Raw genomic sequence first — 13517 nt, 5'->3', positions numbered from 1 at the left:
GCCTAACCCCCATCCCGCGCCGCCGGGGACCCGACGCGCCGTCGTCCCTTACGTCCCGTCCGTCCCACTACGCTCGGTGCTCGGCCGCGCGCGTGACGCGCCGTCCCCGGCCCGGCGGGCGGCGTTCTGGTAGGCGCCCGGCGGGACGCCGACCGTCCGCTTGAAGTGGCGGGTCAGGTGGGCCTGGTCGGCGAAGCCCGTGCGGGCCGCCACGTCCGCCGGGCGCAGCCCCTCGTCGAGCAGCGCCCGCGCCGCCCGCACCCTCGCCTGGTTCAGGTACGCGTGCGGCGGCAGCCCCACCCGCTCCCGGAACGCCCTCATCAGGGGGAACGGGCGCGCACCCACCAGCTCGGCCAGCTCGTCCAGGGACGGCGGGTCGAGGAGGCTCGCGTCCAGGATGTCCCGCGCGTCGCGGACGGCCGGGGGCAGCGCGGCGGGCCCGGCCTCCCCCCGCACGTGCCTCGCGTGCCGGGTCAGCAGCCCCGCCAGCGCGATCCGCAGCAGGGACGAGGCGGCCAGCGCGTCCCCCTTCTCGCCGGCCCGGTGGAACGCGCGCAGCCGTCGCGCCGTGGCGGGGTCGTCCAGCACGGCCGGGAACGCTAGCGTACCGCGCGGGGCGCCCAGCTCCCGGGCGATCCCGCTGACCAGCTCCACCGGCGGGTAGATCACCCGGTACGTCCAGCCCTCGGGCACGCCCGCCTGCCCGGTGTGGACGACGCCCGGGTTGACGGCCGCGATCGAGCCCGCACCCGCCCGCTCCGGCCCGCCCGGCAGGTCGAACTCCTCGACGCCCGACTCGATCAGCGCGAACGTGTGCCCGGGGTGCGCGTGCCGGGTGAACCTGTGCGTCACGTACCTGGCCCGCAGCAGATCGACCTCCGGCAGCGCCGGATGCCGGAAGTAGCGCGCGACCTCTCCGCCGACCTCTCCCCCGGTGTCCCCGCTCGGATCAGATCCCCCCATGTCGGTCATGGTAGCCAGTGCCGTCTCAGTTACCGAGACGTCCCGTCCCGGTAACTGGCGTTCACCTGGGCGCGCGCCCTACCATCGGGGCCATGGACCGCCGCCACTTCGCGTTTACGCAGCCGGCTCCGGGCGAGCCGGTCGGCGAGCCGACCTGAGCGACGACCCCGGAGCCGGCCAAGGCAGAGACCCGCACGGGCTCTGCCTTTTCTGTTGGACGCACACGCCTCGCGACCCCCGCGCCCCGCGCGGGCACGACCCATGGACGAGCGCGGCTCCGGTAACGGCTCCCTTCGCGACCGGCCGCCGCAGGAGGGAAGACACATGCAGGACCAGGTGATCGGAGAGGGCGTGTCCCGGACCCCCTCGGGGGAGCTGCGGGTGGCGCTGCCGCCGGTGGCGGAGATCGGCACGCTCGCCGAGGCCCGCACGGCGATCGACGGCCTCGACGCCGCGCTCGCCGTCCTGCTGGAGCGCCGCGCGGCCGTCGCGGCGCTCGTCCAGCGGCTGAAGCCGGTCGGCGGCTTCGCCGGGCGCAGCCCCGAGCGCGAGCGGCAGATCGTCGAGGCGATGGCCGAGCACGCCCCCGTGCTCGGCCCCGAGCGGCTGGCCCGGATCATGAACGCCGTCATCGAGGCCGGACTGGACGCCGCCGCGTCCCGCTGAGGGACGTCCGCCGCAAGAACGTTCAAGATCTGGCACCGGGACCGCCGTTAGCGTCGCCCGCATGACCTCGACGAAACCCCCTGTTCCCACGGCCGCGCAGGAACCGCCGGTGGACGGGCGGCGCGCGGCCGTACGGGACGGCCTCGGGGTGGGCGTCGCCGTCGGCGTGTCCGGGCTGGCGTTCGGCGCCGCCGCGATCACGGCGGGCCTGTCGGTGGCGCAGACCGCCGTGCTGAGCCTGCTGGCGTTCACGGGCGCGTCGCAGTTCGCGCTCGTCGGCGTCGTCGGCGGGGGCGGCGGGCTGGCCGCCGGGACGCTCGGCGCCGTCCTGCTCGGCGGCCGCAACGCCCTGTACGGGCTGCGGCTGGCGAGCGCGCTGGACGTGCGGGGCTGGCGGCGGCTGCTCACCGCGCACGTCGTCATCGACGAGACCACGGCGGTCGCGACCGCGCAGCAGGGCCGGGCCGCGATCCGCGCCGGGTTCTACAGCGCCGCCGTGACCCTGTACGTGACGTGGAACCTGACCACGCTGCTGGGCGCGGCGGGCGCGGCCCGGCTCGGCGACCCCGAGAGGCTCGGCCTGGACGTCATCGGCCCCGCCGTGTTCCTCGCGCTGCTCTGGCCGCGCCTGACGTCCGCCCCCGACGGGGTCCGCGCCCAGCGCTGGGTCGCGGTGGCCGCCATGGCGGTCGCCGTCGCGGCGACGCCGGTGCTGCCGCCCGGGGTGCCGGTGATGCTGGCCGCCGCCACGGCGCTGCCCGCCCTCCTCTCGCGGAAGGCGGCCCGGTGAACGTCTGGATCGCGGTCCTCGCCACCGGGCTCGGCTGCTACGCGCTGAAGCTCGGCGGGCTCGTCACCCCGCAGCGGGTGCTGGACGACCCCCGGGTGCGGCGGTTCACCGACCTGGTCCCGGTCGCGCTGCTGAGCGCGCTCATCGCCGTCCAGGCGCTCGCGGACGGCAGGACGCTGGAGTTCGACGGCGCCCGCATGGCGGGCCTGGGCGCGGCGGTGGTCGCGCTGCTGCTACGGGCGCCGTTCCTGGTCGTGCTCGTGATCGCGGCGGGGGTCGCCGCCGGGCTCCGCCTGCTGTAAGGGGTTTGGTTCGAGGGGTGGTCAGGACTCGTCGGAGACGATCGCGAGGGCGCGGGCCAGGTCGTCCGGGTAGGGGCTGGTGAACTCCACCCACTCGCCGGTGCCGGGGTGCTCGAAGCCGAGCCGCGCGGCGTGCAGCCACTGCCGCGTCACGCCGAGCCGCGCCGCGAGGGCGGGGTCGGCGCCGTAGGCCAGGTCGCCCACGCACGGGTGCCGGATCGCGGACATGTGCACGCGGATCTGGTGGGTGCGGCCCGTCTCCAGGTCGATGTCGAGCAGCGAGGCCGCCCGGAACGCCTCCACGGTGTCGTAGTGGGTCACCGACGGCTTTCCGCCCGCCACCACCGCGAACCGGCCGTCGCCGGAGGGGTGCCGGTCGATCGGCGCGTCCACCGTCCCGCGGAACGGGTCGGGGTGCCCCTGGACGAGCGCCTGGTAGCGCTTGTCGATGCGGCGCTCCTTGAACGCCCGCTTCAGCCGCGAGTAGGCGATCTCGCTCTTCGCCACGACCATCGCGCCCGTGGTGTTGGCGTCGAGCCGGTGCACGATCCCCTGCCGCTCGGACGCGCCGCTGGTGGCGATCGTGTGCCCGGCCCCGAGCAGCCCGCCGAGCACGGTCGGGCCCGTCCACCCGGTGGTGGGGTGCGCGGCGACGCCGATCGGCTTGTCGACCACGACGATGTCGTCGTCCTCGTACAGGACGCCCATGCCGGGGACCGGCTCGGCGACCGGCGCGGGCGGGACGGGCGGCGGCGGCAGCGTCACCTCCAACCACGCCCCGGCGTGCAGCCGCTCGGACTTGGTCGCCACCTCCGCGCCGTCCAGCAGGACGTCGCCCGCGGCGATGATGTCGGCGGCGCCGCCCCGGGACAGCCCGAACAGCCGGGCGAGGGCGGCGTCGATCCGCTCGCCCTCCAGCCCGTCGGGGACGTGGAGGCCGCGCACCTCCCCCATCACGGCTTCTCCCCCGCGTCCTCGGCCTTCTCGGCCTTCTCGGGTTCGGCGGCGGCCTCGGCGGCGGGCTCCTCCTTGCCGGTGAGGCGCGTCCCGTCGATCTGGAGGCCGCGCGCGGCGAGCACGACGGCCAGCACGCCGCCGCACACGATCGCCGAGTCGGCCAGGTTGAAGACCGGGTAGTGCGGCAGCTGGATCCAGTCGACGACGTGGCCCTTCAGCGGCGCCGGGGCGCGGAACAGCCGGTCGATGAGGTTGCCGACCGCGCCGCCGAGCAGCAGCCCGAGGCAGACCGCCCACGGCAGGCTCCGCAGGTTGCGGGCCGTGCGCAGGATCGCCACGACCACCCCGCACGCGATCACGGTGAACACGATCGTGTAGCCGGTGCCGATCGAGAACGCGGCGCCGCTGTTGCGCGTCTCGCGCAGCGTCAGCAGCCCGCCGAGCAGCTCGATCGGCTCCTCGTCCTGCAACGTGGCCACGACGATCATCTTGGACAGGACGTCGGCGGCGAGCGCGGCCAGCGCCACGGCGACCAGCACGCCGACACGGCGCGGCCGAGGAGATCCCGTGGATTCCCCGGCCCCGCCCTCTGGGTTCGTTGAGTCGCTCAGCGACGTTCCTCGCGTTGTTTGCATGTCACACACAGGGTCGCACGCGGGAAGACCTGGAGGCGCGCCTTGCCGATCGGCCTGGCGCACGACTCGCAGGTTCCGTACGTGCCCGCGTCCATCCGCTGGACGGCCCGCTCGATCTGGGTGAGCAGGTCCTGCGAATTGTAGGACAGCGAGAGCTCGTGCTCGCGCTCGTAGGTCTTGGCGCCCGCGTCGGCCTGGTCGTCGCCCGCGCCCTCGCTGGTGTCGCCCTCGGCGATCTGGCTCGCGGACGCGGCGATCTCGGCGCGCAGCGCGGCGATCTGGTCCTCCAGCCCGGCGCGGACCTCGGCGAGCTCGGCGGCGGTCCAGTGCCCCTCGCCCTCGCGGACGGGCAGCCCGGCGGCCTTCGCGGCGGCCTCGCCGTTCCCCGAGCCGTTCCCCGAGCCGCTCGCCTTGCCGTTCGCCTTCCGGGCCTTGCCCGCGGCCTTACCGGTCTGGCCGGTCTTGGCCGCGCCGCGCCGGGCGGCGGGCCCGGGCGGCCGCGCCGCCCTCGTGCCCCGGGTCTTCTTCCCGGCGGGCGTCTCGCCCTTCCCCGCGGCGGCCATCTCGGCCTCCCTCGCGCTGATCGCCTCGACAGGCAGTGCGGGCAGCATAGGTCCCCTTTCCCCGGCACGGCAAACGACCTGGCGTTTGTTACCGACCGCTTATGCCCGGGTGCCGATCGTCGGGAAACCCCGGAGATCGCAGAATCATCGGAAAGGAAGGGCGCGGCGGCGCCCACCGGAAGCCCGCCGGGAGGGGGTGCGGCGATACCGGGAAGAGGAACCGCCGCCGGTACGTTAAAGTCGGGACGAGCAGTGGTGTTGACAGGCCCTGACGGGGACACCTGCCGCCGCACGCAGCCATGAGCGACCCGGGGACGGTGCGAGCCCGGGGGCGAGCCCGGCGGTCTGATCACCCCGGAGCCGCCGGAGGAACCGCCCGCGCGAGGTAACGCCGCGGGCCCAGTAGAACCGGCGGTCGGCACCGCAACGAAGTGGGCCGCGCCGTGCCGGCGGGGTCAAGGAGGGTGGTACCGCGGGGCGCGTCCGGACGATCCGGGCGGGGGCCTCGTCCCTCCGGTCAGCGTTCTCACGTCGATCCGGAGGTCCGCCCAAGTGAGCCGTAGTTTCCGGCCGCTGCCCGCGCAGGTCGATCTGCCCGCCCTGGAGCGGGACCTGCTGCGCCGCTGGCGCGACGGCAAGGTTTTCGAGCGCTCGCTGGAGCGCACCGCGTCCGGCCCGCGCTGGATCTTCTACGAGGGGCCGCCCACCGCCAACGGCATGCCCGGCGTCCACCACGTCGAGGCCCGCGTGTTCAAGGACGTCTTCCCGCGCTTCAAGACCATGAAGGGCTACCACGTCCCCCGCAAGGCGGGCTGGGACTGCCACGGCCTGCCCGTCGAGGTCGCCGTGGAGAAGGAGCTCGGGCTCACCGGCAAGAAGGACATCGAGGAGTACGGCGTCGCGGAGTTCAACGACCGCTGCCGCGAGTCGGTGCTGCGCCACGTGGACGCCTTCGAGGAGATGTCCGAGCGGATGGGCTTCTGGGTCGACACCGCCCAGGCGTACCGGACGATGGACCCCGAGTACGTCGAGGCCGTGTGGTGGTCCCTCAAGGTCGTCTTCGACAAGGGCCTGCTGTTCCGCGACTTCCGGATCACGCCGTACTGCCCGCGCTGCGGGACGGGCCTGTCCGACCACGAGCTGGGCCAGCCCGGCGGGTACGAGACGGTCACGAGCCCGTCGGTGTTCGTGCGGCTCCCGGTGACCTCCGGGCCGCTGGCCGAGCTGGGCGCGTCGCTGCTGGTGTGGACGACGACGCCGTGGACGCTGGTCGCCAACACCGCCGTCTCCGTCCGCGCCGACGTGACCTACGTCGCGGCCCGCCCGGCGGGCTCCGACGAGGTGCTGGTCGTGGCGGAGGCGCTGCTGGAGAAGGTCCTCGGCGCGGACGCGGAGCGGCTCGCCGCCTTCCAGGGCTCCGAGCTGGAGCGCACCCCCTACTCCCGGCCGTTCGACCTGGTCGAGATCCCGGACGCGCACTACGTCGTCCTCGGCGACCACGTCACGGTCGAGGACGGCACCGGGCTCGTCCACACCGCGCCCGCGTTCGGCGAGGACGACATGGCCGTCTGCAAGGCGTACGGGATCCCGATCGTCAACCCCGTCGGCCCGGACGGGCGGTTCCCCCGCGAGCTGCCGATCGCCGGCGGCAGGTTCTTCAAGGACGCCGACGGGCCGCTCACCGACGACCTGCGCGCGCGGGGGCTGCTGTTCCGCGGCGGCCACTTCGAGCACAGCTACCCGCACTGCTGGCGCTGCCACACGCCGCTGCTGTACTACGCGCTCCCCGCCTGGTACATCCGCACCACGCAGATCAAGGACCGGCTGCTGGAGGAGAACGAGAAGACGAACTGGTTCCCCGAGACGGTCAAGACGGGCCGGTACGGGGAGTGGCTGCGCAACAACGTCGACTGGTCGCTGTCGCGGAGCCGCTACTGGGGCACGCCCCTGCCGCTGTGGGTGTGCGGTGAGGACGAGGACCACATCACCTGCGTCGGCTCCCTGGCGGAACTGGGCGAGCTGGCGGGCACGAACCTGTCCGCGCTGGACCCGCACCGCCCCTACGTGGACGACGTCGTCTTCCCCTGCCCCACCTGCGGGGGCGAGGCGCGGCGCGTCCCGGACGTCATCGACGCCTGGTACGACTCCGGCTCGATGCCCTTCGCGCAGTGGGGCGCGCCCCACCGCGACAAGGAGGTCTTCGAGAGCTCCTACCCGGCCCAGTACATCTGCGAGGCGCAGGACCAGACCCGCGGCTGGTTCTACTCCCTCATGGCCGTCGGGACGCTCGTCTTCGACCGCTCGTCCTACGAGGACGTCCTGTGCCTCGGGCTGATCCTCGCCGAGGACGGCCGCAAGATGAGCAAGCACCTCGGCAACGTCCTGCGGCCCATCCCCCTGATGGACCAGCACGGCGCCGACGCGGTCCGCTGGTACATGCTCGCCAGCGGGCTCCCCTGGGCGTCCCGCCGGGTCGGGCACACCGCCCTGGAGGAGATCGTCCGGAAGGTGCTGCTCACGTACTGGCACACCGCGTCGTTCTTCGTCCTGTACGCGAACGCCGCGCAGGCGCAGGGCCGCGCGTGGACGCCGGACCGCCTCGCCGAGGCGCCCGCCCCCGCCGACCGCCCGCTGCTGGACCGCTGGGCGCTGGCCGAGCTGCACCGCACGGTCGGCGAGGTGGACGCGGCGCTGGAGCAGTACGACACCGCCCGCGCGGGACGGCGCCTGGCCGAGTTCGTCGACGACCTGTCCAACTGGTACGTGCGGCGCTCCCGCCGGCGCTTCTGGGAGGGCCCGGAGACGCCGGAGGGCTCCTCGGCGTTCGCCACGCTCTACGAGTGCCTGGAGACCCTCACCCGGCTCATGGCGCCGATGGTGCCGTTCGTGACCGACCACGTCTGGGACGTCATCCGCCCCGAGGACGCCCCCGAGTCGGTGCACCTCACCGACTGGCCGTCCGCGCGCGCGGACCTCCTCGACCCTGAACTGGGCGCGCAGATGGGGCTCGTCCGGCGGCTGGTTGAGCTCGGCCGCTCCGCCCGCGCGGCGAGCAGCGTCCGGACCCGCCAGCCCCTGGGGCGCGCGCTCGTCGGCGCCCCCGGCTGGACGTCGCTGCCCGAGCAGCTGCGCGTCCAGATCGCCGAGGAGCTGAACGTGCTGGCCTTCGAGGAGCTGTCCTCGATCGGCGTCGACCTGGTGGAGTACGAGGTCAAGCCCAACTTCCGGGAGCTCGGCAAGCGGCACGGCAAGGACACCCCGAAGGTCGCGGCGGCGGTGAAGGCCGCCGAGCCCTCGGCCCTCGTCCACGCGCTGCGCGACGGCGGCGCCGCCGAGGTGGAGGCCGCCGACCTCGGCACCGTCCCGCTCACGCCCGACGACGTCATCGTCACCGAGCGGCCGCGCAGCGGATGGGCCGTGGAGAGCGCGGCGGGCGAGACCGTCGCCCTCGACCTCACCGTCACGCCCGAGCTGCGCCGCGCGGGGCTGGCGCGCGAGGCGGTCCGCCTCGTCCAGGAGGCGCGCAAGGCCGCCGGCCTGGAGGTCACCGACCGCATCGAACTGTGGTGGCAGGCCGCGGGCGACGACCTCGCCGAGGCGCTGCGCGCGCACACCGCCGAGGTCACCGCGGAGGTCCTCGCCGTCTCCATGTCCGAGGGCCGCCCGGACGGCCTGAGCGCGGGCCGCGACGACGAGCTGGGCCTCACCTACTGGCTCCGCAAGGCCTGACCCGTCGTGCGCGCCGGGGCCGCCCCCGGCGCGCACGACGGCGGACCCAACATCCGTGTGGGGCTTTTTCGCGACACATCGCGTTTGAGATGATGGCGGCGTGAACCTTCCCGAGCAGCCCTCCGACCCCGACTCCCCCGCGCGGATGCGCGCCTCGGACGCCGACCGCGACCAGGTCGCCGACCGGCTGCGCGAGGCCCTGGCGGAGGGCCGCATCACGCCGGAGGAGCACGCCGAGCGCATCGACGCCGTCTACGCCGCCAAGACCTACGCCGACCTGGAGCCGGTGCTGAGCGACCTGCCGTCCGCCGACGTGCCCCGGGTCGACCTGCGCAAGCCGGCACCGCTCCCGCCTCCCCCGCCGCAGGCCTCCACCCTCGCGGCGGTGTTCTCCGGCGTGGAGCGCAAGGGCCGCTGGCTGGTCGAGGAGCACACCACGGTCGCGTGCGTGTTCGGCGGCGCCGAACTGGACTTCCGCCAGGCCGTGCTGAGCCGCCGCGAGGTGACGGTCCACATCACCTGCCTGTTCGGCGGCGTGAACATCACGGTCCCGCCGGGCGTGCGCGTGATGCCGTCCATGGTCGCGGTCTTCGGCGGCACCGACTGCCCCGACGACGACACCCTGGACCCGGACGCCCCCGTCATCCGCCTGACCGGCCTCCTCGCCTTCGGCGGCGTCTCCGTCGAACGCCGCGAGGCGGGCGACTCGCGCGGCCGCCGCCGACGCCACGAGGAACACCGCCAACGCCACCTGGACCGCCACGAGGACCACCTCCGCCACCGCGACGAACGCCGAGACCGCCTACGCGAACTCCGCGCCGAACGCCACCGCCGCCCTTGACCCCACACACCCGACAACGACCCACGAACCCCGGCGAGGCCAGGAGCCGTCCACCCCGACGGGTTGAGCGACGCCACCCGAGACGTCCGGCGAAATCGCCCGAGCCTGGCCAGGGCGTGCTGGACCTCAACCGTCAGGCGAACGCGCCAGCAGACCCGCGGGACAACAACGCCCCAGACGCGGAGCCCCAGCCCCGCTCCCCAACAACCTCAACCATCACACGAGCGCGTGTTACTCGGCCGATGGCGCGCCCCGCCGCATGAACTTCCCCACCCCGCAGGCGCGCAAGCCCCAGTTCGCAGCGACCTCAACCATCACGCGGACGCATGAGCCCACCGGTAGGGCGGCCAAGCCGACGCGCTACCGCATGATCTCCCCTCCCGCAGGCGCCCAGATGCGCCAGCACCAGCCCCCGCTCCCCGACAACCTCAGCCGTCGCGCGGGCGCGTAGCTGAGCGGTGGGGCGACGCCGGAGGCGAGCCCCACCGGGAAGATCGCGAAGCGATCCGCGCCCGCAAAGGCACGGTCACGTCCCGAGCCGCCAGGCGAGGGACGTGGGCCGGGACTTAAATAAATGCAGCCCGGTCGGGCTGGCAGACGAGGCAGGGGGTGCAGCCTCGGGCCTTGGCCTCGGCGCGGGAGAGGGACTCCAGGTCGTCGGCGTCGTCGCCGATGTCCTCGATGAGGGCGCAGTCGGTGCGGTGGTAGCGCTTGGTGCCGCTGAGGATGCGCACCTGCGGGTCGTCGTCGTCCGACGCGCTCTCGGGCGCGTCGCCGGGCACGTCATCGGTGTCGGCCTCGGCGGCGGGCGGCTCTTCACTGGCCACGGTTTCCGCGGGCTCCGGCTCGTCCGCGGTGTGCTGGTCCTCGGCGTCGCGGGGGCGGGGCGCCGTCGGTTCGGGCGCCTCCTGCTCCGGCTGCTCGGCTTCGGCCTTGTCGTCCGGCTCGGTGACCGTGGGGAGGTCGGTCACCGTGGCCGAGTCGGACTGCTTGCCGTCCGGCTTCGGCTCGATGGACCAGGCGTCCCCTGCCGGGACGGGCTTGGCCGGTTCGGTGCGCGGGATCTCGGCCGTCTGGTCGAGGCCGAGCGGCGGCGGGGCCGGCGCGGCGAAGGGCGAGGGCGCGGGGGACGTCGCGGAGGACGCCGCCGGGGCGGGCTTGGCGAGATCGGTCAGGCCGTTGTCCGCGGGAAGTCCGCCTGCGGGCTTGGTGAGGTCGGGCCTGGTGAGGTCGGACCCGCGAGGCTCCGCCCGGGGCGCGCCCGCCTTGGGCGCGGTGACCGACACCGCGGCGCGCGCCGCCAGTGCGGTGTCGGGCATGCAGGCGGTGCAGGGGCTGAACCCCTCCTCCTTGGCCTCGGCGTAGGTGAGCTCCTCGGTGTCCCGCCCGGCGAGCTGCCGGCAGGTGTCCAGGTGGTAGCGCTTGCGGCCGCGCACGACGAAGACCACCGCGTCCTCGGGGACGTGGACCGGTGGGCCGGGGATCTCCAGCTCGTCGTCGGCCGGGTCCGCCGGGGGTTTGACGGCGGGGGCCGGGGGCTTGGCGGCCGTGGGGGCCGGGGGCGTGGCCGGGACCGCGGTGGCGGCGGGGGGTGCCGGACGCTTGCGCTTGGAGTTCTGCTTCCGGCTCGCGGTGGCCGGGGCCCCCGCTCCGAAGAGCTCCTTGCGCCGCAGGACCACCCCGACGATCAGGCACACCGCGGAGACCGTGCTCACGGCGATCGAGATGTAGATCACCGTAAGCGCGTCCAGGCCGAAGACCTGGGCGCTGTCTCCGTTACCGGCGACGATGCCCGCCACGAGCAGGGCGATCGCCACCACGACGAGGACGCCACTCAGGATGATCACAGGGTCTCTCCCCCTCGTTCCAGCCGCTCGGCTCCGGGCCGCGTGCGCCCGGTGGTCGGCCCGCCGGCACCATTGGACGGCGGCGCTGCCGTCTCGGGCGCGACGATCGGCACGACCCTATCGCCTGCGGCGCCCGCGTCAGCGCCTCTCGTGCGGCGGGTTGTCGCCACCGCCCGAGTGGAACGCGCCGGTCGCCGAGTGCTGGACCTGCTGGTGCTGGGCCGGCTCGGCGGGCGGCGGGAACGGGGTGGCCGTCGTGGCGCCCGCGCCGTTGCGGTTCTCGGTGTGGGGAAGGGCGTTCTGCGGGCCGGTCTGCGGGCCCGCCTGGGGGGCGCCCTGTTGCTGCGGCGGGGCGGGGACCGCGGCGAACGCGCCGGTCTCGGTGCTGCCCGCCTCCAGGTCGCGCAGCTGGCCCTCCAGGTAGACCTTCAGGCGGCTGCGGTACTCGCGCTCGAACGCGCGCAGGTGGTCGACCTCGCGTTCGAGCTCCTCGCGCTGCTGCACGAGCGAGCCCATGACCTGGCGGTGCCGCTCCTGGGCGTCGCGGTCGAGGGCCTCGGCGCGCGAGCGGGCCTCGCTGACGATCTGGTCGGCCTGGCGGCGCGCCTTGCCGAGGATCTCCTCGGCCTCGCGGCGGGCGCGGCCGAGCGTCTCGTCGGCCTCCCGCCGGGCGTCGGCGATCGCCTGGTCGGCGGTCTGCTGCGCCAGCGCGAGCACGCGCGCGGCGGTGTCCATGTTGTCCTCGCCGGTGGAGACGGGCGCCATGCCGAGACCGCCCATCACGGGCTCCGGCTCGGGCTGCGGCTGCGGCTCGGGACGCGGCGGCTCGGGGATCTTCTGCACGTCCGGCTTCGGCTCCACGATGGGAGCGGCCATGGCGGGGACCTTGCCGCGCAGGCACTCGGCGAGCTTGGCCCGCAGCTCCTCGTTCTCCTGGATGAGGCGGTCGAGCTCGGCCTCGACCTCGTCGAGGAAGGCGTCCACCTCCTCCTCGTCGTAACCCGGCCTCAGCCTGGTCGTACTGAACTGCTTGTTCCGCACATCGGCGGGTGTCAGCGGCATGTTCGTCTCCTTGGCGCGCTTGGAGTCTGTCCCCAAAGGACGGTATCCGATCAAAGCCTCTGCACGAGATTGATCATGATCAGGACCACAACGATGAGCAAGGTGAAGCTGAGGTCCAGCGCCACGTTACCCAGACGAAGCGGCGGTATGAAGCGCCTGAGGAGTTTCAGTGGCGGATCGGTGACGGTGTACACCGCCTCGGCGATCACCAGCACCACCCCGGTCGGCTTCCACTGCCGGGCGAACGACTGGAGGACTTCCAGGATCAACCTCCCGATGAGGAAAAGGAGGAAGAAGTACAGCACGTACTGGAGTACGAGTCCAACGATGTTCACGGACACTCTCGCTTGTGGCTGTCAGCTTTGGTTGAAGAACCCACGTTCTGCCATCCGGGCCTTGTCCTCCGCCGTCACCTCCACGTTGGCGGGCGACAGGAGGAACACCTTGTTCGTAACACGCTCGATGCTCCCATGCAGGCCGAACACAAGACCAGCCGCGAAGTCGACCAGACGCTTGGCGTCGCTGTCGACCATCTCGGTCAGGTTCATGATCACCGGAGTGCCCTCCCGGAAGTGCTCCCCGATGGTCCTTGCCTCGTTGTAGGTCCTAGGGTGCAGCGTAGTGATACGCGCGAGGTCGGTGGTACCGGACTCGTAGAGTGCCACGGAGCGTCGCTCGACGGAGGACGCGGCGTGATGGTCGCGATCGCGGTCCGCGGCGTCCTCGGCTCGGGTAAGCTGACCGCCGGATTCGTCCTCGCGGCGACGGCCCTGACCGGTGTCGGTCTCCTCGTCGTAGACCTCGTACTCGTCGTAGTCGTCGTACTTGCCGTACTTGTCGTCGTCGTAGCGATCGTCCTCCACGAGGCCGAGGTAGACCGCCATCTTGCGCATCGCGCTGGCCATACGCCCCTCCTGTGGCCGCGGCGTCCGGCACGTCCGGCCGCCGTTGGACTGATCCGACTGGGCTGTTCCGACTGAGCTGTTCCGAGCGAAATCCGTCGAGCACTACCGTCGAGCAACGTGGCACGCTTTCCGGTGGGTACCACTGGGGGGACATTACCTGACGATTGCCCGTCGGCCGCCGAGCAACGCCGTAGCGACCCGCGGGTGTGTCGCGACGCACCCGATCGGCCACGCCGTCCGGTGCCCCTCCGGCCGGA

The 13517-nt window shown here is 73.5% G+C and carries 13 protein-coding genes; 5 read left to right on the top strand and 8 right to left on the bottom strand.

From position 1 onward, the window contains the following. Positions 1-48: 48 nt before the first annotated feature. Positions 49-963: an AraC family transcriptional regulator gene (locus K2F47_RS07670; RefSeq protein WP_242902054.1), complete on the bottom strand. Its 915-nt coding sequence runs from the start codon at positions 961-963 to the stop codon at positions 49-51. A 324-nt stretch (positions 964-1287) separates the two neighbouring features. Between K2F47_RS07670 and K2F47_RS07665 the strand changes: the two genes are divergently transcribed. The 3 genes from K2F47_RS07665 (at position 1288) to K2F47_RS07655 (ending at position 2721) form a co-directional block, all read left to right on the top strand. After that, positions 1288-1629, top strand: a complete 342-nt coding sequence (locus tag K2F47_RS07665) for a chorismate mutase (protein ID WP_242902053.1) — start codon at positions 1288-1290, stop codon at positions 1627-1629. A gap of 61 nt (positions 1630-1690) precedes the next feature. Continuing rightward, entirely contained in the window at positions 1691-2419 is a 729-nt protein-coding gene (locus K2F47_RS07660; RefSeq protein WP_242902052.1) for an AzlC family ABC transporter permease, read from the top strand. Next, positions 2416-2721 (top strand): AzlD domain-containing protein, encoded by a 306-nt coding sequence (locus tag K2F47_RS07655; protein ID WP_242902051.1) that lies wholly within the window; start codon positions 2416-2418, stop codon positions 2719-2721. Before K2F47_RS07660 ends, K2F47_RS07655 begins: the two co-directional genes overlap by 4 nt. A gap of 21 nt (positions 2722-2742) precedes the next feature. On the opposite strand, the gene K2F47_RS07650 is transcribed toward K2F47_RS07655, so the two are convergent. The 3 genes from K2F47_RS07650 to K2F47_RS07640 form a co-directional block, all read right to left on the bottom strand. Next, the gene (locus K2F47_RS07650) at positions 2743-3675 is read right to left on the bottom strand and encodes an RluA family pseudouridine synthase (RefSeq protein WP_242902050.1); all 933 of its coding nucleotides are present in this window, start codon (positions 3673-3675) and stop codon (positions 2743-2745) included. Beyond that, entirely contained in the window at positions 3675-4217 is a 543-nt protein-coding gene (gene lspA, locus K2F47_RS07645) for a signal peptidase II (protein ID WP_242902049.1), read from the bottom strand. Before lspA ends, K2F47_RS07650 begins: the two co-directional genes overlap by 1 nt. Before the next feature lie 68 nt (positions 4218-4285). Beyond that, the gene (locus K2F47_RS07640) at positions 4286-4666 is read right to left on the bottom strand and encodes a TraR/DksA family transcriptional regulator (RefSeq protein ID WP_242902601.1); all 381 of its coding nucleotides are present in this window, start codon (positions 4664-4666) and stop codon (positions 4286-4288) included. 762 nt (positions 4667-5428) lie between these two features. Between K2F47_RS07640 and ileS the strand changes: the two genes are divergently transcribed. Together ileS and K2F47_RS07630 are read left to right on the top strand one after the other, a co-directional pair. Continuing rightward, positions 5429-8605, top strand: coding sequence for an isoleucine--tRNA ligase (ileS, locus tag K2F47_RS07635; RefSeq protein WP_242902048.1), 3177 nt, complete (start codon positions 5429-5431; stop codon positions 8603-8605). Between the two features lie 100 nt (positions 8606-8705). Then, positions 8706-9446: a DUF1707 SHOCT-like domain-containing protein gene (locus K2F47_RS07630; protein WP_308198379.1), complete on the top strand. Its 741-nt coding sequence runs from the start codon at positions 8706-8708 to the stop codon at positions 9444-9446. Positions 9447-10012: 566 nt separating this feature from the next. On the opposite strand, the gene K2F47_RS07625 is transcribed toward K2F47_RS07630, so the two are convergent. The 4 genes from K2F47_RS07625 to K2F47_RS07610 form a co-directional block, all read right to left on the bottom strand. Next, complete coding sequence (locus tag K2F47_RS07625) at positions 10013-11293, bottom strand: hypothetical protein (RefSeq protein ID WP_242902047.1); 1281 nt, start codon at positions 11291-11293, stop codon at positions 10013-10015. 138 nt (positions 11294-11431) lie between these two features. After that, positions 11432-12355 (bottom strand): DivIVA domain-containing protein, encoded by a 924-nt coding sequence (locus K2F47_RS07620; RefSeq protein ID WP_242902046.1) that lies wholly within the window; start codon positions 12353-12355, stop codon positions 11432-11434. 50 nt (positions 12356-12405) lie between these two features. Then, positions 12406-12690 (bottom strand): YggT family protein, encoded by a 285-nt coding sequence (locus K2F47_RS07615; protein ID WP_242902045.1) that lies wholly within the window; start codon positions 12688-12690, stop codon positions 12406-12408. A 21-nt stretch (positions 12691-12711) separates the two neighbouring features. Beyond that, entirely contained in the window at positions 12712-13260 is a 549-nt protein-coding gene (locus K2F47_RS07610; protein WP_242902044.1) for a cell division protein SepF, read from the bottom strand. Positions 13261-13517 lie beyond the last annotated feature (257 nt).

The organism is Actinomadura terrae (assembly GCF_022751215.1).
Classification (GTDB): Bacteria; Actinomycetota; Actinomycetes; order Streptosporangiales; family Streptosporangiaceae; genus Spirillospora; species Spirillospora terrae.
Note: the sequence above shows the minus strand (reverse complement) of the source record. Positions and strands in the feature narration are given on the sequence as shown.

Bases quoted from the DNA above. Each gene is read 5' to 3' on its own strand.
- K2F47_RS07670 (WP_242902054.1), bottom strand. From the start codon at position 963: ATGGGGGGATCTGATCCGAGCGGGGACACCGGGGGAGAGGTCGGCGGA.
- K2F47_RS07665 (WP_242902053.1), top strand. From the start codon at position 1,288: ATGCAGGACCAGGTGATCGGAGAGGGCGTGTCCCGGACCCCCTCGGGG.
- K2F47_RS07660 (WP_242902052.1), top strand. From the start codon at position 1,691: ATGACCTCGACGAAACCCCCTGTTCCCACGGCCGCGCAGGAACCGCCG.
- K2F47_RS07650 (WP_242902050.1), bottom strand. From the start codon at position 3,675: ATGGGGGAGGTGCGCGGCCTCCACGTCCCCGACGGGCTGGAGGGCGAG.
- K2F47_RS07620 (WP_242902046.1), bottom strand. From the start codon at position 12,355: ATGCCGCTGACACCCGCCGATGTGCGGAACAAGCAGTTCAGTACGACC.
- K2F47_RS07610 (WP_242902044.1), bottom strand. From the start codon at position 13,260: ATGGCCAGCGCGATGCGCAAGATGGCGGTCTACCTCGGCCTCGTGGAG.